The following is a 22,305-nucleotide window of genomic DNA, read 5'->3' on the forward strand; positions in this document are numbered from 1 at the left end:
ATCGTCATCCCTTGACCGATCCCGCTGTCAGACCGCGCGTCATGAATTTCTCCAGCCCGAGGAACAGCGCCATCACCGGTACCGTCGCGATCACCGCGCCCGCCATCAGATGCTGGCGCGGGATCTCCGAGGAGTTGAGCGAGGCGATCCCCCGCGTCAGCGTGAATTTCGATGGATCGTCCAGCAGCATGAAGGCGAGCAGGAACTCGTTCCAGGCGATCATGAAGACGTAAAGCGAAACGCTGGCCAGCGCCGGCAGGCTGAGCGGCAGGGTGATCTTCCAGATCACCTGCAACCGGCTCAGGCCATCCATCAGACCGGCCTCCTCCACCTCCGCCGGAAGTCCCCGGAAATAGCCCTGAAGCATGTAAAGCGCGACCGGGATCGTGGTGACCGGATAGATCATCACGATCCCCGCGATGGAGTTTCTGAGCCCCGTCATCGAGAACGCGATATAGATCGGCAGGGCCAGAACGATCATCGGCACCATGTAGATCAGCAGGATCGAGCGGGAGAGCGCCTTTTGCCCCTTGAAGCGCAGCCGCGCCACCGCGTAGGCGCCCGGGATCGAAAAGGCGAGCGTGATCAGCACCGTCAGGATCGAGATATAGAAGCTGGTCCAGAGATAGCTGCCGAAATTGAAGTTCCGGAACAGCTCGTCGTAACTCCGGAACAACTCCCACCCACGGCTCAGGTCGATGGTGAAGTCCAGCGGATTGGCAATCAGTTCGCCCTGCGTTTTCAGGCTGGTCATCACCATCACGTAAAACGGGATCGCGACCGCGGCGGTAAAGAAGATGTACCCGAACCCGGTCAGAAAGCGGATCACCGCTTCCTCCCATTCATGCCGCGTCAGCGGCCCCCTCGGGCAGCCATGCAGGATCACCGACATCGGCCAGCCAAGCGCCAGGGCGAAGCCGATGCCCGCCATCAGATGCGCCCCGAGATCGGCATCACCCGAGACATGGATCGGGCTGATCCCGGTATAGCTGAGCGCGACCGCCAGCGCCGACAGACCGGCCACCAGCATCCAGCCCGCCCGGATCTCCAGCGCTGCAAGCCCGGCCAGCGCGCCCAGTATCAGGCATCCGCTCAATCCGGGCCGAAACGCCGCGCCGGTGACGAAGGATAACAACACCGCCACGGCGGTCGCCACGATCAGGGCCCAGAACACGCCCAGAAGCGGCCCGGTAATGAAACTGTTCCAGAAAACCTTCATGTCCCCGCCTCCCTCTTGACGTCGCCCCTAGGGCGGGCCGCTACGGGGGCCGCGCGCCGGGCGGCACAACGCCAGATCACAGCCCCTCCTCCTTCGACATGAACCGGAAGAAAAACCACGAGAAACACAAAAGGCAGATCAGGATCACCACGGCCACCGCCGCGCCCGCCCCGATATTGCTGAGCGCGAAGGCCTGCTCGTAGACATTCACCGTCAGCGTCCGCGTGCCCGCATTGCCGCCGGTCAGAAGGAAGATGTCGTCGAACTTGTTGAAGGTCCAGATGAAGCGCAACAGGAACAGAACGCTCAGGATGCCCATCAGCATCGGCAGGCTCAGATAGCGGAATTTCTGGAACGGCGATGCGCCATCCACATCCGCAGCCTCGTACATGTCCGTATCGATGGATTGCATCCGCGCAAGGATGAACAGGAAGGAGAGCGGGAAATAGCGCCAGATCTCGAAGACCGTGACCATGATCAGCGCCAGCGGGCGCTCTCCGAAGAAATTGATCGCGTCGTCGGTGACGCCCATCTGGATCAGCAGCGCGTTGACGCTACCCGAAAACGGATCGAAGAGGATGATCCAGGAAAACGCCACCGCGATCACAGGGGCCACATAGGGAAACAGATACAGCCCCCTGAGCACGCCCTGCCCGCGAAACTCCTTGTTCAGAAGCAGCGCTGCGAACAGCCCCACGATCAGCGCGCCGAAGGTGCCGAAAACCGTGTAGAAAAGCGTGGCCCCGATCACCGTCCAGAATTCGCGCGCATCGAACAACTCCGCGAAATTCTCCAGCGTGAACTCCCCGCTGGTCAGCACGTTTTCCGCCGCGCCGCTGATCGCGGGCTGATCGGCCTCTATCGCGATCTCGGCCGCCTCGATATCCCCCGGCACGGCCACGGGAAGTTCCAGCGTCAACCGCCCGCCCGGGTCCAGCAGGTCGAACCGGCAGGTCAGCGCCCGCGCCTCCAGCACGCAGCCTTCGGGCACCTCCAGCAGTTCCACCCCATCGGGGATCATATCGCTCAGCACGATGTCGGAAATCGGATCGGTCTGGCTGGAATTGCGGATCCGGTAGCGAATATAGGGTGCTGCTTCATCTGCATCGCGCAGGTCTTCCCGCACCATCGGCGCCGCCGCGCGCAAATCGGCAAGGTCCACCGGCTTGAAACTAATCCAGAAGATCGCCAGCAGGGGCAGGATCACCACCAGCATCACACTGGCCAATGTGGGAAACAGCAGACCCCAGGCCAGACGCGCCTCGCGACGGGCCAGCGGGCCGGTTCCCTTGGGCGGGATCGCGGTTGTCATCATCGACACTCCGACATCGGGGCGGGGTGCCCCGGGCGGGATGACCCGCCCGAAGCCTCGCAGGAAGGGTTCAGTGCGGGCCGGTCACTCGATCCGCGCCAGTTCCTCGTTCATCAGCGCCACGGTCGCCGCCGCATCGCGCACGCCGTCCATGTATTCGCGGACAAGCCGGTTGATGACCTGGCTGTTGACGATCCGGCTGGCCAGCGCCAGCTGCCCCTCGGCGACGCCCCACCGCTGCGCCACATCGAGGCCGCCGACAATCTCGTCGATCATCTCCTGGGCATAGAGGTCACCCAGGGGCGCGCGCCGGTCGACGCCCACGTCAAGCTGCGCCCAGGCATCGGTGAAAGCGGTCGGGTTATCTGCCGTTCCGCGGCGGATCGGGAACTTGCCCTCGGGCGCGATGGCCAGCGTCTGGGTGTATCCCTCCGCCATGGAGTATTCCACGAAGGCCATCGCCGCATCGGTGTTGGCATCCGCCGTGATCCCGAAATACCGGATATCGGCCCAGGCCGCGCCATCGGGGTTCGACGGGCCGGCGAAATTGGTCACGATCCCGGTGCGCGAGGCCAGTTCGCCACTGGTCGGGTCGTCGGTGATGGTCGGCGGCGCGCTGTCCCGCAGCCCCGCCAGTTCATCCAGAATGAAGGGCGACCAGATGATCATCGCCGCCCGGCCCGCAAAATAGAGTTCCCGCGATTGCTGCCAGAACAGCTCCCCGTCGGGCGATGCCTCCACGATCGCGGCATAGAATTCCAGCACTTCGGTCGTGGCCGCCTCGTCCAGCGGCTGAACCCCGTCCGGCCCCACGGGGCTGACCCCGTTGGCAAGGAACACATGCTCCAGAACCTGGCTCATGAAGTTCTCGTCCACCTTGGTCGCCGCCACGAAGCCGAACATCTCGGGCGGGTTGTGCAGCGCCTCGATGGCGGCCAGCACATTGGCATAGGTGGTCGGCGGCTCCAGCCCGTTCTCCTCGAACAGATCGGCCCGGTAGACGATCATCTGCGTCCAGCCATCCACCGGAACCGAGGCGAACCCGTCCTCCATCGAGGCCATGTTCAGCGCGCCGGGGGCGAAGGTTTCGGCCCCCAGCTCCTCGATCACATCGGTTGCGGCGTCGATATCAAGAATGCCGGCCTCCGCCCAGGGCAGCGCGTATTGCAGCGGGTGGTAGATCACGTCGGGCAGATCGCCCGCCGCAAAGGCCGCCGTCGCCCGCGTGCCCAGATCGCTCTCGGTCACCGGGATCACTTCGACCGAGATACCGGACGCCTCGGTGAACTCCGCCGCCATCGCCTCCTGCAGCGCCAGACGTTCGGGCTGTTCTTCCGTGGTCCAGAACCGGATCGTGTCCTGCGCCGCCGCCACCGAAGCGAGCGCCAGGCTCGACGCGGCGGCCAGCAGGGCCATACGGGTCCCTTTCATCATCATCGTCATGGTCTTTCCTCCCAGTGAGTGTTCAGGTTCCTGCACGGTCCGGCACGGCGGCCGGGTCCGGGTGATACTCCGCAACATCCGATCCGCGCGCGATCAGCTGCGCCGGCACTTCCTCCCGCAGACGCTCCGGGTCGACCCCGCGGATCCGCGCGAAAAGCAGCTTGGCCAGACGCGCGCCGGCGGCGCGGCTGTCCACGGCATAGGTCGTCAGCGGCGGATGCGCCGTCGCCGCCTCGGGGATGCCGTCATACCCGATCACCGCCAGATCCGCCCCGATCCGCAGACCGTGGCGCGCCGCCGCGCGGTAAAGGCCAAGCGCGGCGAGATCGAGCGCGCAGACAACCGCGGTGGGGCGCTCGGCCAGCGTCAGCAGCCGCTCGCCCTCCGTCTCGCCCTGCGCCATCGTGATCGCGCCGCTGGTCATCAACTCGGGCCGCATCTCCAGACCCGCCTCCGCCAGCCCCGCCAGATAGCCCTCGCGCCGCAGATGCGCATAGGTGTAGTCCAGCGCCCCGTTGATGAAGCCGATGCGGGTATGGCCGCGGCGCGCCAGCCGCAGAACCGCGGCCCTCATCGCGCTCTCGCCACTGATATCGTGCCACGCGCAGCCCACGGGCTCGGCGGTGCGCCCGAACAGAACGAACGGCACGTCGCGCGCCCTCAGAAGCGCGATGCGGGCGTCCCGAAGCCGGGTCCGCGGCAGGATGAACCCATCCACCTTCCGCTCGTCGATCAGCCGGGCGAGGGTCGCGACCTCATCGGCCTCGTCCTGCGCCGTGGCCACGGTCAACGTCCAGCTTTCCTCGGAGGCCGCGCGCGAGATGCCATCCAGAAAATCGGTGAGAAACGGTTTATGCGCATCGTCTCCGCCGGCATTCAGCACCAGCCCGAGCGCGCGGGCGCGCCCCGTGCGGATCGCCTGCGCCTGCGCCAGCGGCCGATAGCCCATCCGCTCGGCGGCGCGCATCACCCGGACGCGGGTCGCCTCGGCGATATCCGGATAGCCGTTCAGCGCCCGGCTGACCGTGCCCTTGGCCAGACCGAGCGACCGCGCCAGATCGTTGATCGTGACCCGCGGGTTGCGCATCCGGGATGGCTTTGCGACTGACATTGATCTCTCTCCCCGACTCATAAAGTTTCTTCCGAAACCGGTTTCGGCAAGGGAAAACATCAAAACCCGTTTCTGCAACGCGGCAAGACGGGCGAGATCAGAGGCCCTGCGCCGTCACCCAGTCAAGGATCAGGTCGGTCACCGGCGCGCTCATCGCCGGGCTCAGGATGTCGCCCGCGATCACATGGCTGTAGGGGTCGGCGCCTTCCTCCGGCAGGTCCAGCGGCACGGCCGTCACCGGCCCGCCCCAGCCATCGGCAAAGGCCTGCGCAGCCTCGGCCGAAATCACCTGATCCTCCGGCGAATAGATCGACAGAAGCGGCACGGTGACATCCGTGTAATCCCGGCTCCGCGCCTCCCGCATCAGCGCCGCAAGCGGCACCGCCGCGACAGTCGGATAGGAGGAGGTCCAATAGGTGCCATGTCGGGCGTTCTGAACGTCGAAACTGCGCGTGTCGCCCACAAGCCACGGCACCCAGACCCGTGCGGCGGGCCATTCCAGCAGCACCGCCGCCGGGTTGGCCAGTTCGAAATTGGCGGAAACCATGATCACCCCCACGATCGCCTCGGCCATGTCCGGCTCGGTCACCGCGATCGCGGCAAGGGTGGCGCCGGTGGAGGTGCCGATCACCAGCACCCGCTCGCCCACGGCCCGCGCCACCGCCAGCGCCTCGGCCGTGTCGTCGATCCAGTCGCCCGCACGCGCCTCGGCCATCACGACACCACCACGCCCATGGCCCGTCAGCCGGGGGTAGACCAGATTTGCGCCCAGCTCTGCGGCGACGGTGTCGGGGACGGGGCGGATCTCTTCCGAGGTGGCGGAAAACCCGTGGATGTAAAGCAGGCTCAGCGGGGTCCGCGCCCCCGCCTCCCCCGCCCAGATGATCCGCGCCTCCGTCCCGGGTGTGATATCGTCGAACATCGCCTCTCGGGCCGCGTAGAAAGCCGCCGGGTCGCCCAGATCGCCCGCGAAGGGCCCGGCGCGGTCCACGGGTTCTGCCGGGGCGAAGAGCCAGACCGCCGCAACCAGCAGGACCAGCACCAGAAGCGCCCGGCCAAGCCATCTGCCAAGGCTACGCATGGCCGATAACCTCCTCGACCGCCGTCGTGATCAGCGCCAGACAGGTTTCGTCAGAAAATCGGTGGTCCGCGCCCTTGACCAGTTGCAGCCGGATATCCGGCCCCTCCAGATGGTCCAGAAGGCGCAGCGCAACCGACATGTCCACATCCGCATCCGCCGTGCCCTGAAGCATGCGGACGGGCACACCGATCTCCAATGGCGCGCGCAGAACAAGCTGGTCCCGGCCCTCCTCGATCAGGCGTCGGGTGATGATGTAGGGCTCGCCATACTCAGACGGCAGCGCCACCTGCCCGGTTTCGGCCAGTTCGGCCTTCTGCGTGTCGGAAAACCCGGCCCACATGCTGTCTTCGGTGAAATCCGGCGCCGCCGCGATGGTGACCAGCCCGGCCAGCCTTTCGGGATGCCGCCTTGCCATCAGAAGCGCGATCCAGCCGCCCATGGACGAGCCGACCAGCACTTGCGGCCCCTCCGTCAAGGCATGGATCGCAGCACTGGCATCTGCGGCCCAGTCGCCGATCGTGCCTTCGGTGAATTCGCCCGAAGAGGTTCCATGCCCGGAATAGTCGAACCGCAGGAACGCCCGGCCGCGGGCCCTGGCCCAGGCCTCCAGATGCAAAGCCTTGGTCCCCTCCTTGTCGGATTTGAACCCGCCCAGAAAGACCACGCCCGGCCCCGCGCCGTCGATTCGGTCATAGGCCAGCCGCCTGCCCTGCGGCGTCGTCAACATCCCGTCATCCATGGCGCATATCCTCCCGGAAACCGGCTCTCATTCCTGCACGGACTGCCGTTTCAGACAAGGAAAACCCTGATTCCACTGCAAATAACGCCACGTGAGCATTTTTTAAGTTACCATATTGTCACGTGACTATTTATTCACGTATAAGCCTCTCATGGATGCGATCTTCAAAGCCCTCAACGACCCGACCCGCCGTGCGCTGCTGGACAGCCTGCGGCGCAAAGACGGGCAAACCCTGACCGATCTGGAAGAGCAGCCGGATATGACCCGGTTCGGGGTCATGAAGCACCTCAAGATCCTTGAAGACGCCCATCTCGTCGTCACCCGCCGCCATGGGCGGTTCAAGTACCACTATCTCAATGCCCTGCCCCTGCAGGAGATGCTCGACCGCTGGGTCGCGCCCTTCCTGAGACCGCAGGCCCGGGCTTTGAGCGATCTTAAAACCAAGCTGGAAAGAGAGGGAATTATGGGTAAACCCGACTTCATGATGCAGACGTTCATCCGCTGTTCGCAGGATGCACTATGGGATGCATTGACCAGGGCCGATCAGATGGCCGCCTATCATTTCATGTGCAGCGAGGTGCGGGGGGATCCCAAACCGGACAATGTGACCGAGTTCATCCTGCCCGACGGCAACACGATGTTGCGTCAGGTCACCACCGAGATGGATCCCAAGACCCGTATCGCGATGACCTTCGAGCCTGCCTTCATGGGGCCGGACGCGCCCGCCTCCCACATGGTCTATCTGATCGAGCCCCAGGGCGAGACCTGCATGCTCACGATCGAGCATTACGATATGGCACCGGGTCAGGAAGGCTTCGGCGAGGGCTGGGCACGCCTTGCCTCGTCGCTCAAGTCCTATCTGGAGACAGGCGTGGCCCTGAAAGGAGCGGCCTGATGGAATTCCCCACCGAACTGGGCATTCTGACCTGTCTGATGATCCTCGCGGCGTCGCTCTGGATCCCCTATGTGATCGGCATCTCCTCGGACCCGTCCGAGGAGGAGGCCTTCGCACGGCCCGCCACGATCAGCAATCTGCGCCCCTGGGTGCAGCGTGCCCATCGGGCGCATCTGAACCTGCTGGAACAGGGCATTCCCTTCGCCATCCTGGTTCTGCTGGTCGACCGGATGGACGGGTTCACCGCGCTCACATACTGGACGTCGATCGCCTTCTTCTGGCTTCGCGTCGCCCATGCGCTCGGCATGATCACCGGCGTGGCGGGAATGCCGATCCGGCCCATCATCTTCACCGCCGGATGGCTGTGCTGCATGATCATGGCCTATGCAGTGTTCGCCGCCGGCCTCTAGCGTCAAGACCCCTCGGCCTGTTCCACCTCGTTCAGGCCGAGGGCCACCGCGGCGGCGGCAAGGCTCATCGCCGCAAAGACGCCCACGGCCCAGACCGCGCCAAGGGCCGAGGCCAGCGCCCCGAACGCCCCGCTGGCCAGCAGGATCACCCCGATCACCGTGTTCGACACCGCCGTGTAGGCGGCGCGCTGATCCGCGGGCGCCATGTCGACCAGATAGGTGGATCGCCCCTGCCGGACGCCGTGATATGCGATCATCAGCACGAACAGCACCGACGCCACGGCCCAGGTCTGGGTGAAGAGGCCCGCCAGATGCAGCAGGACGGCCGCCACCAGCGCCGCGCCGCCGGCGCATCCGGCCAGCAGCAGGACCTTGCGGCTGGACCGGTCGGCCAGCCGCCCCCAGATGTAGGAGCTGAGCAGCGACGCCACCGCCGAGGCCAGAACCAGCGCGCCCAGTTGCGCGAAGGGGCCGCCATCGCCGCCGCTGCCCAGAAGCACCAGAAAGGGCGGGGCGAGCGCCGTCGCCGTCAGCAGGCCGCGCACCGCGATGAACCGGGTCAGCTGCGCATCGCGCCCCAGAAGCGCCAGATGCCTGAGCGGGTTGCCCGAGGGCTCCGCCGTCTCCTCGCTCGGGCGCTCCGACAGGGTGGAAAAAAGCGTCGCCGCCAAAAGCCAGAACGCCGCCGCCAGCACCAGCGCGCCGATCACCAGCGTCAGCCGGGGCGCGGGCTCCCAGATCAGCGCAAGCGCAAACGCCACCACCCCCACCGACGCCACGGAGGAGGCAAGCCCGGTCACCGTCCCGCGCCGGGTCTTGGCGACCGTCTTGCCCAGAATGTCCTTGTAGGAGACCGAACACAGGCTGCGCGCCAGCGCCAGCACCGCCAGCAATGCGCAGATCGTGAGACCGGCGGCCATGCCCTGCAATGTCAGACCGGCCAGAACGATACCGCCCGCCGCCGCCCCCTGCACCGCGCTTCCGCCCACCCAGACCCATTTGCGGACGCGCAGGGCGTGAACCCGGTCCGCGGTCCAGAGCTGCGGCAAGAGCGCCCCGGCCTCGCGGATCGGCACCAGCAGCCCCACAAAGAGCGCAGGCGCCCCCAATGTCGTCAGCAGCCATGACAAAACCAGTTTCGGATCGATCAGCCCGTCCGCGACCTTGGTCATCGACAGCGATGCAGCATGGCGCAGCGCGTTCCCGGCTTCGGCGCCCTCCGCGCCCTCGGGAAGATCCGACGCGGAGGCATCGGCATCGAACACGGCCTCGAAGACCGTTTCCTCGAATGTATCGTTCATCAGAGTCCCTGGCGTTGACTTGGGTCTGCGAGGAAGGCACATAGCACACAGACCCAAACCCGCAACCGGGCGTTTTGTAGGCGCCAGACCGACGAGGAGATGGCCGATGGCCCAGATTTCCCTGACATTCCCCGATGGCAATTCCCGCGACTACGCCGCTGGCGTCACCCCGGCGGAGGTTGCTGAAAGCATCGCCTCCTCCCTTGCGAAAAAGGCGATTTCGGCCTCGGTGAACGGCGCCCACTGGGATCTGTCCTGGCCCATCGAGGACGATGCCGAGATCGCCATCCACACGATGAAGGATGCCGAACCGGCGCTGGAACTGATCCGCCACGACTGCGCCCATATCATGGCCCGTGCGGTGCAGGAGATCTGGCCCGAGGTGAAGGTCACCATCGGCCCGGTGATCGAGAACGGATTTTACTACGATTTCGACCGCGCGGAGCCATTCACGCCCGAGGATCTGGGCGTGATCGAGGCGAAGATGAAAGAGATCATCAACCGCCGCGACCCGGTCACCACCGAGATCTGGGAGCGCGACCGCGCCATCGGCTTCTACAAGGCCAATAACGAGCCCTACAAGGTCGAACTGATCGAGAGCATTCCCGGCGACGAGCCGCTCAGGATGTACTGGCACGGTCACTGGCAGGATCTCTGCCGCGGCCCCCATCTTCAGCATACCGGGCAGGTGCCCGCGGATGCCTTCAGGCTGATGAAGGTCGCCGGCGCCTATTGGCGCGGCGATTCAAACCGGCCGCAGCTTCAGCGGATCTACGGCGTCGCGTTCCAGAACCGGGAGCAGCTGAAGGCCCATATGACCTTTCTGGAGGAGGCCGAAAAGCGCGATCACCGCCGCCTCGGCCGCGAAATGGAGCTGTTCCACTTTCAGGAAGAGGCGCCCGGCATGGTCTTCTGGCACCCCAATGGCTGGTCGATCTACCGCGAACTTGAGGACTACATGCGCCGCAAGCTCACCAAGGCCGGCTATAAGGAGATCAAGACCCCGCAGGTCGTCGACCGCAAGCTGTGGGAGGCCTCCGGTCACTGGGACAAATACCGTGAAAACATGTACATCACGGAGATCGACGAAGAGCACGCGAACGAGAAACGCACCAATGCGCTCAAGCCGATGAACTGCCCCTGCCACGTGCAGATCTTCAACCAGGGCATCAAATCCTACCGCGATCTGCCGCTGCGTCTGGCCGAGTTCGGCTCGTGCCACCGCTACGAGGCCCATGGCGCGCTGCACGGGCTGATGCGGGTGCGCGGCTTCACGCAGGATGATGCGCATATCTTCTGCACCGAAGACCAGATCGAGGCGGAATGCGCGCGCTTCATCGATCTGCTGTCCAGCATCTACCGCGACACCGGGTTTTCGGAGTTCGACATCAAACTCTCCACCCGGCCCGAAATTCGCGTGGGCTCCGACGAGATCTGGGACAAGGCGGAAAGCGCACTGGAGAAAGCCATCCTCAGCGTCCGTAACGATTACGAGATCGACCCGGGCGAAGGCGCCTTCTACGGCCCGAAACTCGATTTCAAGCTGACCGACGCGATCGGCCGCGAATGGCAATGCGGCACCTTCCAGGCCGATTTCAACCTGCCCGGACGGCTCGACGCCAACTATATCGGTGAGGACGGGGCGAAGCACCGGCCCGTCATGCTGCACCGCGCGATCCTGGGCTCGTTCGAGCGCTTCATCGGTATCATGATCGAAAACTACTCCGGCAAGCTGCCGTTCTGGCTGGCCCCGCGTCAGGTGGTCGTGGCCGCCATCGTCTCGGAGGCGGACGACTATGTGCAGGAGGTGACGCAGATGCTCAAGGATGCGGGCATCCGCGCCGAGGCCGATATCCGCAACGAGAAGATCAACTACAAGGTCAGGGAGCATTCGGTGGGCAAGGTACCCGTGATCCTCGCCATCGGTCGCAAGGAGGTGGAGGACCGCACCGTCACGCTCCGCCGTCTGGGCGAGAAACAGACCAGCGTGCTGCCGGTGCCGCAAATGCTGGACGATCTCACCAAAGAGGCCGTGCCCCCCGATCTGCGGTAATCGCCCCGGCGCCTCTTCGGCGACAGGCAGGAACCCGCCCGGCAAAACGGGCGGCAAAGGCAACCGGTGACAAGGCCCCGCATGCGCCCTATAGTGTTCGCGGGCGATGGGTAAGCGCAATTTTTTGCGCATCTGTGTGTTGTAGTATCAGGTTGCCCAATGCCCGTTTTTTCCTTGTCTGCATGGCAGATTTCCGACTTTTCCGGCCCGCTTGGCGACCCGGATAACGCCTCCCAAACCACTCCCCGATTTGCGAATGGAACGCGCAGCAGGCTCGATGCCGACGCGTCCGAGGTGCAGGTGAGCATCTCCGACGACGACAGCCGGTTGCAGGATGCGTTTCTGGAAGACGGGGTTATATCCACGCTGGCCGCGCCGCTTACGGTCAACGGCACCACCTTTCCCGCCGGCGCCAGCATCGAGCTTGAACTGGCGCTTGTCACCCGCGGGAACGATCCGATCACCTTTTACGTCGGCCGCATCGGGACGGGGGCATCGAATTCCGGCACCAATCAGCTTGTGTTCACCGACAAACCCATCACCCCCGGCACGCTCTACCGGTTCGGCAACAACGGGATCGACGGCCCCGAAGTGCCCTATGACGTCATCTGCTTTGCCAGCGGCACCCAGATCGACACGCCGGACGGCCCCCGCGCCGTTGAAACCCTCGATCTCTGGGATGAGGTCCTGACACAGCGGCACGGCGCCCAGTTACTTACCTGGATCGGGCACCGCTGGCTGAGCGCCGAAGACCTGCACCGCGCGCCGCATCTGGCCCCGATCTCCATCGGCCCCTACAGTCTCCGGAACGGGCCGAACCGTACCCTGATGGTCTCGCCCCAGCATCGGGTGCTGCACAGATCGGCCGCGGCGGAGATGGCCTTTGGCAGCAATCAGGTTTTGGTCCCGGCCAAGGCGCTCTGCAACGGGGAGACGATCCGCCAGATCTTTCCGCCCGGCGGCGTCCATTATTATCACCTGATGTGCCGAAATCACGAGATAATCCGCAGCAACGGCATCTGGAGCGAAACACTCCTGCCCGGCCCCGAAGCCTTGCGCAGCCTTGATCCCATGCAACGGGCGGAGCTTCTGTCTCTGTTTCCCGAACTCTCGGACGCCCCGGTCGAGGCCGCCCACCCGGTTCTCAGCGTCCGGGAATACCGCGCGCTGTCGGTCTAGCGGGCGCGGCGCTCAAAATGCGCCACCTCCTCGTCCGGCCTGCCCGCGGCCAGCGCCAGAACGCCGCCCAGACCGCAAAAGGCGATGGGGAACATCGTGGCCACGTTGAAGCCGAACGCATGATACATGCCCGCCGCCGAGATCAGCAGCAGGACGCCACCCCACAGCGCCCGGGCGCGCGCCATCGCACCGCCCGCAACGGCCAGAAGCGGCGCGAGGATCGCGACGGTCTGGAACAGTTCCGGGCGGTCCACCTGCCGCGCCAGATCCGGCACCTCCCCGAAATACTCGATGAACGCCACATATCCGTAGACGAAAAAGCCGACGATCATTCCCAGAACGCCGCCGATTATCCCAAGGACCAAGGCCGCATTGCGCATGTTCAAACCCTATCTGCTGCACGAATCCCCACCGATATGGCCCCTCATCGCCGGCAATCCAAGGCGGGCGCGCGCCGGGCTTGCGGTGAAACAATTGCCCCGTTTCCCCGTTACAGCCGCAAATCGCGGCTCTTGGCGCGCATGCGCCGGCAATCGGCGAAACCGCCTTGTTTTTCGCACCCTGCCCCCTGCCGCACCCGGACCCCGGCGGGCTCACAGGCGTCTCGCAAATGCTCACGGGCTCGTGGGCCACGGGTCTGTGATTGGCCAGTGAGCGGCCCCGCCCGCTAGCTGTTGGCCCATCGCAGCTAGTTGCGATCTTGCCGTCTAACCAATCCTGGAGAGTTACCGACATGTCGACCCACGTGAAATCCCTGGCGCTTCTGGGCGCCGCCGCCGCCGCTCTGACGGCCCACGCCACCGCGCCGGCGCAGGCCCAGGCGCAGGAAAAATGCTTCGGCGTAAGCCTTGCGGGCGAAAACGATTGCGCCGCGGGCCCCGGCACCACCTGCGCCGGCACCTCGACCGTCGATTATCAGGGCAACGCCTGGACCCTGGTGCCCGCGGGCACCTGCGCCGATATCGAGTTGCCCGATGGCCGCATGGGCGAAACCGAGGCGTCGCTGGAAGCCGACGGGTTCGAAGGCCTGGCCCGCGACCTGCCCGAAGGCACCGACGCCTCGATCCTGCGCCCGGTCTGAAATCAGGCCCGCTTCCGGCACCCCGGCGCCGTGCAAACCGCGCCGGGGTGCCCGCCTGCCAGAAATCGGTGTATCATGCGCGACATGTCCGTTCCGTCCCGTCTGCCCCATGCCATCGGCATCGGGTACAAGTCCCGGCACTACGCCGATCTTCTCGCCGATCCCGGCCCGGTCGGGTGGCTGGAAATCCATGCCGAAAACTACATGGGCGACGGGGGCCGCCCCATCGCGCAACTCCGCGCCCTGGCCGAGCGGTTCCCGATCTCGGTGCACGGCGTCGGCCTGTCGATCGGCGGCGAACGACCGCTCGACCGCGATCACCTGAACCGCCTCCGGCATCTGTGCGACTGGCTCGACCCGGCAAGCTTTTCCGAACATCTGGCCTGGTCCACCCATGATACGGGCTATCTGAACGATCTGCTTCCCCTGCCTTACACCGATGCCACGCTGGCGCGCGTCGGTGCCCATATCGGGCAGGTGCAGGATGTGCTGGGCCGCCGGATGCTTCTGGAAAACCCCTCCACCTATCTGGCCTTCGACGAAACCACGATGGAGGAGGTGGATTTCCTGTCCGAACTGGCCCGCCGCACCGGGTGCGGTCTGCTGCTCGACATCAATAACGTCTTCGTCTCCGCCACAAATCAGGGCACCGACGCACGCGCCTATATCGACGCCTTCCCGCTCTCCCATGTGGGGGAGGTGCATCTGGGCGGCCATGACGCGGATGTGGATGATACGGGCCGCCCGCTGCTGATCGACAGCCACGGATGCGCGGTCGTGGATCCGGTCTGGACGCTCTATCGCTACACGATCGCGCAATCGGGCCCGCGGCCCACGCTGATCGAATGGGACACCGACGTGCCCGCCTTCGCCACGTTGCGGGCCGAGGCCGCGCGCGCGGACGCGATCCTGTCGCCGGTCACCGCGTGAGCCCGGCCATGCACCGTCAATCCAGCTTCACCGATGCGGTTCTGGATCCGGACCGCGCCGCGCCCGGCGGGGTGAACGACGGGTTCGGCGGCCCGGCGGGCAAGCGGTTCGATGTCTATCGCAACAATGTGGTCGTGTCCCTGACGGAGGCGCTGGAAACCGGGTTTCCGGTCCTGCGCAAACTGGTGGGCGATGCGTTCTTCAAGGCCATGGCGGGGGTGTTCGTGCGCGCCCATCCGCCCGCCAGCCCCCGGCTTCAGCTTTACGGCCAGCGCCTGCCGGGCTTTCTGGCAAGCTTTCCGCCCGTGGCCCATCTGCCCTATCTGCCGGATATCGCGCGGCTGGAGCTTGGCCTGCGCCAATCCTACCATGCCGCCGATGCCGCCCCGCTGGATGTGGGCGGTCTCGACCCGGATGCGATGCTGGCCCTGAAACCGCTGGTCGCGCCGGCCACGCTGGTCGTTCAGTCGCGCTATCCGATCTTCGCGATCTGGCGCGCGAATACCGACAGCACAGCCCCCGGACCGGCAGCCGGCGCGCAGGATATCCTGATCACGCGGCCGGGGTTCGATCCCGCGCCGCATCTTCTGCCCAGGGGCGGCGTCGCCCTCGCCCGCCTGCTGAAAGGCCGCATCAGCCTGGCCGAGGCGATGGCGGCAACCCTCGCGGCCGAACCCGAGGCCGATATCTCCGCGCTGCTCTCGCTTTTCATCTCCAGCGGCGCCCTCACCCTCGAACGGAAAGACCCATGACCGCCCTGATCCAGCTCCATCACCGCATCTTCGGCGCCCTCGAAGCGCTCGCCCCCGCCCTGATCCCCACGCTCGCGCGGCTTATCTTCGCCGGAACGCTGCTGATCTACTACTGGAACTCCGGCCAGACCAAACTGGGCGACGGGATCCTCGGCTTCTACAATGTCGATTTCGGGGCCTATACCCAAATCACGCCGCGCCTGTTCGAAGCGGCGGGTTACGACCCCGGGCAACTCGGCATCATGGCCCATGCGATGGTGGTCTCCGGCACGATCGCCGAATTCGTCCTGCCGTTCCTGATCCTCGTCGGATTTCTAACCCGGCTCGCCGCTCTGGGCATGATCGGCTTCGTCGTCGCGCAAAGCTGGGTCGATATCTACGGCCATGGCATCGGGGCCGAGGATATCGGCCGCTGGTTCGACGGCGCCTCCGGCAGCCTGATCCTCGATCAGCGCGCGTTCTGGGTGTTCCTGCTGCTGGTGCTGGTGTTCCGTGGCGCGGGCCCGCTTTCGGTCGATGCCCTGCTCGGCCGCGCGCAGCGCGCCTCTAGATGACCGCCGCCTGAACCGTGGCGTCCCAGCCCAGATAAAGCCGCCCGTCCGCGTCGATCACCGGGCGCTTCATCAATGCCGGATGCGCCCGCAGCAAGGCGTCGGGCGCGGCCGCGCGCTCGGCCTCGGACAGGCCCCGCCACGTGGTCGACCGGCGATTGACCAGATCCGCGCCGAAAGCCTCCAGAAACCGGGCCAGTTCCTCCGGCGACAGCGGCGCGGCGCGGATGTCGCGCAACACCGGCTCCCGCCCCGCCGCGGCAAGCGCCTTCACCGCTTTCCGGCAGGTGTCACATGTCTTCAGCCCGTAAACGATCATCTTTTCCGCCCTTTGCCCGATTGCCATGCGAATTGATGCCAAAGCGCCCGGTGCCGCAACCCACCCCTTGCCTTTTTCCGATTTCGCCCCACAATTTTTGTCGTGACAACAGGTTTACGCTGAACCGCCCTCTCAAGAAGGCACTCCAACAGGACGGCCCTGACGACACCGCGCCGCCGCACTACCGCGGGCGGGACTGACTGAGAAGGAAAGACGACGACGATGCCCACAGGCACTGTAAAATGGTTCAACACCACCAAAGGCTACGGGTTCATTGCCCCCGATGATGGCGGCAAGGACGTATTTGTGCATATCTCGGCTGTGGAACGCGCTGGCATGACCGGCCTCGCCGACAATGAAAAGATCAGCTACGAGCTGCGCGAGGGCCGCGACGGCCGCGCGTCGGCGGTGGAGCTGGAAAAACTCTGAACCGACCCCCGCCCGGGCGGGGTCTCATGCGCTGCGCGGGCCATCCCGGGCGGCGCTTTTCTGCTTTGCAGCATTTTTCGGCCAGGCGCCCGTTTCCCGGGCGGATCCCCCCGTTTCGGGCCTCCGTGGCGGGGCCGGCCGGGCCATTAACGATATTTTCGAACATATCGGGCTAGATTCGGTCCCAGACCAAAACCGGGAGGTGACGGCCGCTATGGGGCGGCCCCTCCCCGACGCCCCGTTCCGCCGCACCGCCGCCTCCCGTCCCGATCCAAGGGGGAGAGGAGCAGTATCATGTCCGAATTTCTGGCCGTTCTGGCCCTTTACTACGCCTGCGACGCCACCGCCGCGACGCGCCCGATGAGCCCGCAGGAAATGCAGGCCTGCACCGCCACATACGATACGGTCAAAACCTATTTCGTCACCGGCTTCGATCTGGCCCCGCGCGGCACGCTGGAACGGTTCGCACAGATGACCGCGGCCTATGCGGCCTTCAAGGACTGGGAAGACAGCAATTCCGATCTCGTCGCGGCCATGCGCGCCGATGCGATGAACCGGGTCCGGGGGCTGGTGCCCGTGGACGGTTAGGCGGCGAAGGCGCGGGCCACCATCACCCCGCCCCAGGCCGAACCGGCCGTCAGCACCGTGCCCCAGGCCATGTCGACCACCACCATCTGCGGATGCCAGTCGCGCATCACCGCCCAGGAGGTCAGTTCATAGGTGCCATAGGTCACGAAACCCAGGATCGCCCCGTTGATCAGCGCGGTATGGGGCGTCCCGTCCCGCAACGCGGGCCAGCCTGCGAAATAGAGAATGCCCAGCATCGCCACGAGGTAGAAGAGGATCGCCGGCACCATCCGAAACCCGCCATAAAGCCCGTCCCCCAGATGGCGCTGGAAGATCGGCTGGATCACCGTGGACAGCATGATCGCATCGGCGATGAGGAAGATGAGCGACGTGGCGAGAAAGAGGATCAGAAGGGACATCGGGCGCGGCTCCGGTTGGCGTGTTCCGAAAGACATAGAGCGTAAGGGGCCGCTCGGCGAGGATTGTGCGTGGATGCAATGAACCTCGCCTCGCGACGGCCTCACCAGAACAGTCCGGGACCGAACGGGCGGAGCCCGCGGGGGAGCGTGTCACAGAGGGTAGCGCCCGAGCACGGGGGATCATGATCTTATGACTTATCCGACCGAAAGGCTTCTACGATGGTACTCATCTGCGTGAACATCGAACCGAAGAAGAACCCCATGACCATACCTCCCCAATCCCTGAGGGTTGATAGGGTTTCTGTTCTGTCTTCGCCAGTCCCATCGGCACCCAGGTAGACAACTGCGCCAATTACAAAGCCACCTATTGCGATCGACGCAAGAACCTGAAGTTGCACAAGGCGAAGTAATCTGCTTTCTGTTTCGCGACGATGAGTTTGCAATTGTTGTTCGTCTGCGCCTGTTGCTGTAGTATCAGTCATTTTACTCCTCCGTACCAAAACAGATCGACGCTTCGACGCCACAGGCTATATCGCCCTGGCAAGTCTGCTGGGCAATCGGTGTAAGTAAGTCCTGGACCTGTAGCCGAGCGTTCAGAAGCTCGGTGTTCTCCGGCACGCTGCGACAAAGCAACATGCCTGCCATTCTGGAAATAATGTTCTCTATCTCGAACTCGGGCAGTCTTGAAAGCGGTATGTGCTCTCTCAACTCACCGAACGCGGTAAGACAAGCAATAGCATATTTTGAGTTTTGGGTCTGATGATTAATGCAGCTGTCAAGGTATTCACGAATTGGTGTCGAGTATGTGTTATTTGCCCCTAAGAAGATGGATACCAAATTGACACTTTCATTCTCAGAACCCCGCCGCTCAATATCCCAAAGGCTCATTGCAACAGCTGCTCTAAGAAGCTGATAGTAATACTCATTGAGTTCAAAAGCGGGGAAACGTTCGGCATAGACCTCTGGAGGGATTCCCAGATGCTCCCGATAAATCTGCCGGATTCGTGTCACAAATGCGGTCGGTGAACCGGTTGCACTATCACTATCATCTATCTCCATGGCGTCGGAAAACAACCATCTATGCATCATCGCGGGAAACGAGCTGCTGTTATACGCGACTTGCATTGCGATTGAGTTCTCTTCGTCCACCAATAGAGGGAGGATCAATACATCCGCGTTTCCGATGAGGCCTCGCGACCCGTATTCATCGATAGCTTGCGCCCAAAGATCGAGGTCGCTCCAGTGCAACATGCCTCCTTGAGCACGGAAGAGATCGGAGAAAACCGCTTCAACCGCGGACCAGTCCTGAGGGGTCTCTATCAAACTCTTCGCATCTGCTCGCAGGTTGAAGAGGAGCGTCTCGTAAGGAACTACTGTGCGTTCGAAAAGGATCTCGGCTTCCTGCAAGAAGCTTGCTTCTTCGGGTCGAATACACTCTAGGTAAACCCGATAATCAGCATTTTGGACACGAAAACAGAGCGACGCCGCCGAGCGCAGTTGGTCGCGGTCGACATAGTAGACAAATCCCTCAGTTACAGATCTGTCTGGCGGTATCTCACTTGACGACTCAACGCCTGCCGGGAATAGGTCGATTAGAACACTCACGCCCAGCTCTTGAAGCGACCCGAGGGGAGATGTCAACTCAAGCTGAATCTCACTCTGAGCCGAAACGGTGCCAGCCGAAACTGCCAAAACGACTGAAGCAACAAGAAGTCTATGCAATATACAGATCCTCGGATCTTCATCTTAATAAAGAATAGGATCATAGCATAGAAGGTCCGATTCGTTCACCCAAACACTCCTTCAAACTCCCGCCATTCCCCCTTGCTCATCCCTGAGGCCTCCTGCGTCACCGTCTCCCCGGCGAGCCGGCGTTTCAGCACCTCGACCGCCTTGCCGCTCAAGTTCACCCCGCCCATCCGGTAATCCTCGAACGCGCCGTAAGCGGCGGGCACCCAGTCCTTGACCATCTCCGCGATGGCCTCCGCATAGACCCGGATCTCGTATTGCGCATGGGCATCCGCGCGCAGCCGCAGGAAGTGGAACAGGTTGTGCAGGTCCACCTTCCAGTACCATTGCGTGTAGACATTGGCGGGCAGGTTCATCCGTGCCAGTTCGCGGGCCAGCCCCGCCTGCCCCTTCTGGCTCAGCATCTCCTCGTAATGGTCATAGGCGCGCGCGCTGTCGGCCTTCAGCACTTCCAGCACCCGCGCGGCCTCGGCGCCCTGCAACACCTCGCCGCGCCCCTGATTGTTCACCGTCGATTGCGCCGCCAGATGTTCGGGCGCGGGGATGTAGAATTCCCGGTCCAGAATCGAATAGCGCGCGGAATACTCGTTCACATTCGCCGTGCGGTGCCGGATCCATTGCCGCGCCACGAAGACCGGCAGTTTCACATGCAGCTTGATCTCGCACATCTCGAACGGGGTGGAATGCCAGTGCCGCATCAGGTAGCGGATCAAGCCGCTGTCATCGCGCGCTTTTTTCGTGCCCGCGCCATAGCTCACCCGCGCCGCCTGCACGATCGCCGCATCGTCGCCCATATAGTCGATGACCCGCACGAACCCGTGGTCCAGCACCGGCTGCGCCTTGTAAAGATGCTGTTCCATCCCCGGGGCCACGGCGCGCAGGGTCGGTTGCGGGTTCTGGCGGCTGGCATCGATGTCGGCCAATTGCTCGGGGGTCAACGGCATGGGAGGGACTCTTTCATTCTGAAGATTCGGGATCTACAACATCTTGCATCAGCCCGGGCGGAACACGCAAGATAAAGGGGGCCGCCAGGGATCCATGGGGCCATTTCCGCATCGCCGCGACCGCTTGCCCTACCAGCCGCCCCCGCCCAGGGCGCGGCCCTTCTGCCTGGGCGGCCTCCGCCATGGGCGCCGATCCGCCCGGTTTTGCCCCGCGCACGGGAAGTTTACCGAACTCAGAGGGTGTGATTGCATGAAACCCGCGCTAGGCTGTCGCAAAAGGCAAGCAGGGAGATACCGATATGGGACTGAAATACCTCCACACCATGGTGCGCGTGAAGGATCTGGAGGCCAGCATGACCTTCTACCAGCAGCTCGGCCTGCGCGAGACCAAACGCATGGAAAACGAGGGCGGGCGCTTCACGCTGGTCTTCATGGCCCCCCCGGGTCAGGAGGAATGCCCGATCGAGTTGACCTATAACTGGGACGGCGACGAGGGCCTGCCTTCGGACAGCCGCCATTTCGGCCATCTGGCCTATCGCGTGGATAACATCTACGACCTCTGCCAGAAACTGATGGATACGGGCATCACCATCAACCGGCCCCCGCGCGACGGGCACATGGCCTTCGTCCGCTCCCCCGACAACATCTCGATCGAGCTGTTGCAGGAAGGGGAGCGTCTGGCCCCCACCGAGCCCTGGGCCTCGATGCCCAATACCGGGCACTGGTGATCCGCCCGGCCCTGACAACGTTGGCCGTTGTCGCGGCCACCGCCTTGCCCGCCCATGCGCAGGAGCAGTGCAGGCTGGCGCTGCTTCTGGCCATGGATGTCTCCGCCTCAGTGGACGAAGCCGAATATGCTTTGCAGATCAACGGCCTTGTCTCCGCCCTGCTGTCGCCCGAAGTGCAGAACGGGTTTTTCAACGGCCCCGGCCCCGTCGCCCTTGGCATCTACGAATGGAGCGGCCGGTTTCAGCAGGATATCCTCGTCGACTGGACGCTGATCGAAACGCAGGAGGATCTGGTCGGCGTGACCGAACAGATCGCCGCCGCCACCCGCAGCCACGCGGATTTCCCGACCGCGCTCGGCTATGCCATCGGCTATGCCGCCGAACGCTTCGCCGAGGCGCCGCCCTGCCTGTTCCAGACCCTCGACATCTCCGGCGACGGCCAGAACAACGACGGATTCCCCCCGGCGGCCGCCTATGAGCATTTTCCGCTCGACAACATCACCGTGAACGGCCTCGCCATCGGCGGCGCGTCCCGGGAAATCGAGCTCTATTACGAACAGGAGGTGATCCGCGGCCCGGGTGCCTTCGTCGAGCACGCGATCAATCACGAGCATTTCGAAGAGGTCATGCGCCGCAAGCTGGAGCGGGAACTCAGGGTCATGATCCTGGGCGAACTGGAGCCCTGATCCGAGACCGGCGGGACCGCGCCGCCGCTCAGCCGGTCTCGCCCGGAACCGGCAGGATTGCCGCGCCGATCCGCCGCCCCTCCGCCAGCAGAACGTTGTAGGTCCGGCAGGCCGAGGGCGAGGCCATGACCTCAAGACCGACCCCCGCCCCCTCCAGCGCGTCGCGCAGCTTGGCCGGAATATGGGCAATCTCCGCCCCCGTCCCCAACAGCAGCACATCGATCTCCGGCGCCGCCGCCAGCAGTGGCGCGCTGGCCTCGTACCCGTCCCATGGCGACACGCCCGAGGGCAGCAGCAACACGCCCCCCTCGATCACCACGCCGCCGACGCGGAAAAACCCGGGGCCATATCCGTCGACCGGTTTGCTGTCGTCATAATGCACTTCATTCAGCCGCATCGCGCTTGCC

The 22,305-nt window shown here is 64.3% G+C and carries 26 protein-coding genes; 12 read left to right on the top strand and 14 right to left on the bottom strand.

The window, feature by feature from the left end:
- Positions 1 to 4: 4 nt before the first annotated feature.
- From ACQ651_RS11475 to ACQ651_RS11500, 6 genes are all read right to left on the bottom strand, one after another.
- Positions 5 to 1,219 (bottom strand): carbohydrate ABC transporter permease, encoded by a 1,215-nt coding sequence (locus tag ACQ651_RS11475; protein ID WP_430449335.1) that lies wholly within the window; start codon positions 1,217 to 1,219, stop codon positions 5 to 7.
- 76 nt (positions 1,220 to 1,295) lie between these two features.
- Entirely contained in the window at positions 1,296 to 2,531 is a 1,236-nt protein-coding gene (locus ACQ651_RS11480) for a carbohydrate ABC transporter permease (protein WP_375551712.1), read from the bottom strand.
- Between the two features lie 84 nt (positions 2,532 to 2,615).
- Complete coding sequence (locus tag ACQ651_RS11485) at positions 2,616 to 3,962, bottom strand: ABC transporter substrate-binding protein (protein WP_375552751.1); 1,347 nt, start codon at positions 3,960 to 3,962, stop codon at positions 2,616 to 2,618.
- 34 nt (positions 3,963 to 3,996) lie between these two features.
- On the bottom strand, positions 3,997 to 5,085 hold the full coding sequence (locus ACQ651_RS11490) for a LacI family DNA-binding transcriptional regulator (RefSeq protein WP_430449336.1): 1,089 nt from the start codon (positions 5,083 to 5,085) through the stop codon (positions 3,997 to 3,999).
- 97 nt (positions 5,086 to 5,182) lie between these two features.
- On the bottom strand, positions 5,183 to 6,166 hold the full coding sequence (locus ACQ651_RS11495) for an alpha/beta hydrolase (RefSeq protein WP_430449337.1): 984 nt from the start codon (positions 6,164 to 6,166) through the stop codon (positions 5,183 to 5,185).
- Entirely contained in the window at positions 6,159 to 6,905 is a 747-nt protein-coding gene (locus ACQ651_RS11500; RefSeq protein WP_430449338.1) for an alpha/beta hydrolase, read from the bottom strand. The genes ACQ651_RS11495 and ACQ651_RS11500 overlap by 8 nt, the downstream gene beginning before the upstream one ends.
- Positions 6,906 to 7,056: 151 nt before the next feature.
- Here ACQ651_RS11500 and ACQ651_RS11505 point away from each other — a divergent pair, with 151 nt between their 5' ends.
- Positions 7,057 to 7,800: an ArsR/SmtB family transcription factor gene (locus ACQ651_RS11505; RefSeq protein WP_227285068.1), complete on the top strand. Its 744-nt coding sequence runs from the start codon at positions 7,057 to 7,059 to the stop codon at positions 7,798 to 7,800.
- Entirely contained in the window at positions 7,800 to 8,210 is a 411-nt protein-coding gene (locus ACQ651_RS11510; protein ID WP_227285069.1) for an MAPEG family protein, read from the top strand. Before ACQ651_RS11505 ends, ACQ651_RS11510 begins: the two co-directional genes overlap by 1 nt.
- A 2-nt stretch (positions 8,211 to 8,212) precedes the next feature.
- Here the strand turns inward: ACQ651_RS11510 and ACQ651_RS11515 are convergent, their stop codons facing one another.
- A complete protein-coding gene (locus ACQ651_RS11515) occupies positions 8,213 to 9,511 on the bottom strand; it encodes an MFS transporter (RefSeq protein WP_430449339.1) in 1,299 nt (432 codons plus the stop codon).
- Between the two features lie 106 nt (positions 9,512 to 9,617).
- On the opposite strand from ACQ651_RS11515, the gene thrS reads away from it, so the two are divergent.
- Together thrS and ACQ651_RS11525 are read left to right on the top strand one after the other, a co-directional pair.
- Positions 9,618 to 11,564: a threonine--tRNA ligase gene (gene thrS, locus ACQ651_RS11520; RefSeq protein WP_227285071.1), complete on the top strand. Its 1,947-nt coding sequence runs from the start codon at positions 9,618 to 9,620 to the stop codon at positions 11,562 to 11,564.
- A gap of 159 nt (positions 11,565 to 11,723) precedes the next feature.
- Positions 11,724 to 12,743, top strand: coding sequence for a Hint domain-containing protein (locus tag ACQ651_RS11525; protein WP_430449340.1), 1,020 nt, complete (start codon positions 11,724 to 11,726; stop codon positions 12,741 to 12,743).
- On the opposite strand, the gene ACQ651_RS11530 is transcribed toward ACQ651_RS11525, so the two are convergent.
- Entirely contained in the window at positions 12,740 to 13,123 is a 384-nt protein-coding gene (locus tag ACQ651_RS11530) for a hypothetical protein (RefSeq protein ID WP_375551705.1), read from the bottom strand. The genes ACQ651_RS11525 and ACQ651_RS11530 overlap by 4 nt on opposite strands.
- Before the next feature lie 353 nt (positions 13,124 to 13,476).
- On the opposite strand from ACQ651_RS11530, the gene ACQ651_RS11535 reads away from it, so the two are divergent.
- From ACQ651_RS11535 to ACQ651_RS11550, 4 genes are all read left to right on the top strand, one after another.
- On the top strand, positions 13,477 to 13,824 hold the full coding sequence (locus tag ACQ651_RS11535) for a BufA1 family periplasmic bufferin-type metallophore (protein WP_375551704.1): 348 nt from the start codon (positions 13,477 to 13,479) through the stop codon (positions 13,822 to 13,824).
- A 75-nt stretch (positions 13,825 to 13,899) separates the two neighbouring features.
- Positions 13,900 to 14,754, top strand: coding sequence for an MNIO family bufferin maturase (gene bufB, locus ACQ651_RS11540; protein ID WP_430449341.1), 855 nt, complete (start codon positions 13,900 to 13,902; stop codon positions 14,752 to 14,754).
- Positions 14,755 to 14,762: 8 nt separating this feature from the next.
- A complete protein-coding gene (locus ACQ651_RS11545; protein ID WP_375551702.1) occupies positions 14,763 to 15,506 on the top strand; it encodes a DNA-binding domain-containing protein in 744 nt (247 codons plus the stop codon).
- Entirely contained in the window at positions 15,503 to 16,060 is a 558-nt protein-coding gene (locus tag ACQ651_RS11550) for a DoxX family protein (RefSeq protein ID WP_430449342.1), read from the top strand. Before ACQ651_RS11545 ends, ACQ651_RS11550 begins: the two co-directional genes overlap by 4 nt.
- Here the strand turns inward: ACQ651_RS11550 and ACQ651_RS11555 are convergent.
- The gene (locus ACQ651_RS11555) at positions 16,053 to 16,376 is read right to left on the bottom strand and encodes an arsenate reductase family protein (protein ID WP_227285216.1); all 324 of its coding nucleotides are present in this window, start codon (positions 16,374 to 16,376) and stop codon (positions 16,053 to 16,055) included. The genes ACQ651_RS11550 and ACQ651_RS11555 overlap by 8 nt on opposite strands.
- A gap of 222 nt (positions 16,377 to 16,598) precedes the next feature.
- On the opposite strand from ACQ651_RS11555, the gene ACQ651_RS11560 reads away from it, so the two are divergent.
- Together ACQ651_RS11560 and ACQ651_RS11565 are read left to right on the top strand one after the other, a co-directional pair.
- Positions 16,599 to 16,805 (top strand): cold-shock protein, encoded by a 207-nt coding sequence (locus tag ACQ651_RS11560; RefSeq protein WP_227285077.1) that lies wholly within the window; start codon positions 16,599 to 16,601, stop codon positions 16,803 to 16,805.
- 294 nt (positions 16,806 to 17,099) lie between these two features.
- On the top strand, positions 17,100 to 17,393 hold the full coding sequence (locus ACQ651_RS11565) for a hypothetical protein (protein WP_430449343.1): 294 nt from the start codon (positions 17,100 to 17,102) through the stop codon (positions 17,391 to 17,393).
- Here the strand turns inward: ACQ651_RS11565 and ACQ651_RS11570 are convergent.
- The 4 genes from ACQ651_RS11570 to thyX all read right to left on the bottom strand — a co-directional run bounded on the left by ACQ651_RS11570 (position 17,390) and on the right by thyX (position 20,484).
- A complete protein-coding gene (locus tag ACQ651_RS11570) occupies positions 17,390 to 17,791 on the bottom strand; it encodes a DUF2177 family protein (RefSeq protein ID WP_121899206.1) in 402 nt (133 codons plus the stop codon). The genes ACQ651_RS11565 and ACQ651_RS11570 overlap by 4 nt on opposite strands.
- A 188-nt stretch (positions 17,792 to 17,979) precedes the next feature.
- Positions 17,980 to 18,273, bottom strand: a complete 294-nt coding sequence (locus ACQ651_RS11575; protein ID WP_375551698.1) for a hypothetical protein — start codon at positions 18,271 to 18,273, stop codon at positions 17,980 to 17,982.
- Between the two features lies 1 nt (position 18,274).
- Positions 18,275 to 19,513, bottom strand: a complete 1,239-nt coding sequence (locus ACQ651_RS11580; RefSeq protein WP_430449344.1) for a hypothetical protein — start codon at positions 19,511 to 19,513, stop codon at positions 18,275 to 18,277.
- Between the two features lie 65 nt (positions 19,514 to 19,578).
- Positions 19,579 to 20,484, bottom strand: coding sequence for an FAD-dependent thymidylate synthase (gene thyX, locus ACQ651_RS11585; RefSeq protein WP_430449345.1), 906 nt, complete (start codon positions 20,482 to 20,484; stop codon positions 19,579 to 19,581).
- Positions 20,485 to 20,783: 299 nt separating this feature from the next.
- Between thyX and ACQ651_RS11590 the strand changes: the two genes are divergently transcribed.
- Positions 20,784 to 21,212, top strand: coding sequence for a VOC family protein (locus ACQ651_RS11590; RefSeq protein WP_430449346.1), 429 nt, complete (start codon positions 20,784 to 20,786; stop codon positions 21,210 to 21,212).
- On the top strand, positions 21,209 to 21,898 hold the full coding sequence (locus tag ACQ651_RS11595; RefSeq protein ID WP_121899202.1) for a DUF1194 domain-containing protein: 690 nt from the start codon (positions 21,209 to 21,211) through the stop codon (positions 21,896 to 21,898). Before ACQ651_RS11590 ends, ACQ651_RS11595 begins: the two co-directional genes overlap by 4 nt.
- A gap of 28 nt (positions 21,899 to 21,926) precedes the next feature.
- On the opposite strand, the gene ACQ651_RS11600 is transcribed toward ACQ651_RS11595, so the two are convergent.
- Positions 21,927 to 22,295: an Mth938-like domain-containing protein gene (locus ACQ651_RS11600; RefSeq protein ID WP_227285082.1), complete on the bottom strand. Its 369-nt coding sequence runs from the start codon at positions 22,293 to 22,295 to the stop codon at positions 21,927 to 21,929.
- Between the last annotated feature and the right edge of the window lie 10 nt (positions 22,296 to 22,305).

Source organism: Rhodophyticola sp. (assembly GCF_965284195.1).
Lineage (GTDB): Bacteria > Pseudomonadota > Alphaproteobacteria > Rhodobacterales > Rhodobacteraceae > Rhodophyticola.

Coding starts and splice junctions, on each gene's coding strand:
- ACQ651_RS11565 (WP_430449343.1), top strand. CDS start 17,100: ATGTCCGAATTTCTGGCCGTTCTGGCCCTTTACTACGCCTGCGACGCC.
- thyX (WP_430449345.1), bottom strand. CDS start 20,484: ATGCCGTTGACCCCCGAGCAATTGGCCGACATCGATGCCAGCCGCCAG.
- ACQ651_RS11505 (WP_227285068.1), top strand. CDS start 7,057: ATGGATGCGATCTTCAAAGCCCTCAACGACCCGACCCGCCGTGCGCTG.
- ACQ651_RS11575 (WP_375551698.1), bottom strand. CDS start 18,273: ATGACTGATACTACAGCAACAGGCGCAGACGAACAACAATTGCAAACT.
- ACQ651_RS11515 (WP_430449339.1), bottom strand. CDS start 9,511: ATGAACGATACATTCGAGGAAACGGTCTTCGAGGCCGTGTTCGATGCC.
- bufB (WP_430449341.1), top strand. CDS start 13,900: ATGCGCGACATGTCCGTTCCGTCCCGTCTGCCCCATGCCATCGGCATC.
- ACQ651_RS11550 (WP_430449342.1), top strand. CDS start 15,503: ATGACCGCCCTGATCCAGCTCCATCACCGCATCTTCGGCGCCCTCGAA.
- ACQ651_RS11495 (WP_430449337.1), bottom strand. CDS start 6,166: ATGCGTAGCCTTGGCAGATGGCTTGGCCGGGCGCTTCTGGTGCTGGTC.
- ACQ651_RS11510 (WP_227285069.1), top strand. CDS start 7,800: ATGGAATTCCCCACCGAACTGGGCATTCTGACCTGTCTGATGATCCTC.
- ACQ651_RS11535 (WP_375551704.1), top strand. CDS start 13,477: ATGTCGACCCACGTGAAATCCCTGGCGCTTCTGGGCGCCGCCGCCGCC.
- ACQ651_RS11525 (WP_430449340.1), top strand. CDS start 11,724: ATGCCCGTTTTTTCCTTGTCTGCATGGCAGATTTCCGACTTTTCCGGC.
- ACQ651_RS11590 (WP_430449346.1), top strand. CDS start 20,784: ATGGGACTGAAATACCTCCACACCATGGTGCGCGTGAAGGATCTGGAG.
- ACQ651_RS11545 (WP_375551702.1), top strand. CDS start 14,763: ATGCACCGTCAATCCAGCTTCACCGATGCGGTTCTGGATCCGGACCGC.
- ACQ651_RS11555 (WP_227285216.1), bottom strand. CDS start 16,376: ATGATCGTTTACGGGCTGAAGACATGTGACACCTGCCGGAAAGCGGTG.
- ACQ651_RS11560 (WP_227285077.1), top strand. CDS start 16,599: ATGCCCACAGGCACTGTAAAATGGTTCAACACCACCAAAGGCTACGGG.
- ACQ651_RS11475 (WP_430449335.1), bottom strand. CDS start 1,219: ATGAAGGTTTTCTGGAACAGTTTCATTACCGGGCCGCTTCTGGGCGTG.
- ACQ651_RS11600 (WP_227285082.1), bottom strand. CDS start 22,295: ATGCGGCTGAATGAAGTGCATTATGACGACAGCAAACCGGTCGACGGA.
- ACQ651_RS11530 (WP_375551705.1), bottom strand. CDS start 13,123: ATGCGCAATGCGGCCTTGGTCCTTGGGATAATCGGCGGCGTTCTGGGA.
- ACQ651_RS11490 (WP_430449336.1), bottom strand. CDS start 5,085: ATGTCAGTCGCAAAGCCATCCCGGATGCGCAACCCGCGGGTCACGATC.
- ACQ651_RS11500 (WP_430449338.1), bottom strand. CDS start 6,905: ATGGATGACGGGATGTTGACGACGCCGCAGGGCAGGCGGCTGGCCTAT.
- ACQ651_RS11485 (WP_375552751.1), bottom strand. CDS start 3,962: ATGAAAGGGACCCGTATGGCCCTGCTGGCCGCCGCGTCGAGCCTGGCG.
- ACQ651_RS11570 (WP_121899206.1), bottom strand. CDS start 17,791: ATGTCCCTTCTGATCCTCTTTCTCGCCACGTCGCTCATCTTCCTCATC.
- thrS (WP_227285071.1), top strand. CDS start 9,618: ATGGCCCAGATTTCCCTGACATTCCCCGATGGCAATTCCCGCGACTAC.
- ACQ651_RS11480 (WP_375551712.1), bottom strand. CDS start 2,531: ATGACAACCGCGATCCCGCCCAAGGGAACCGGCCCGCTGGCCCGTCGC.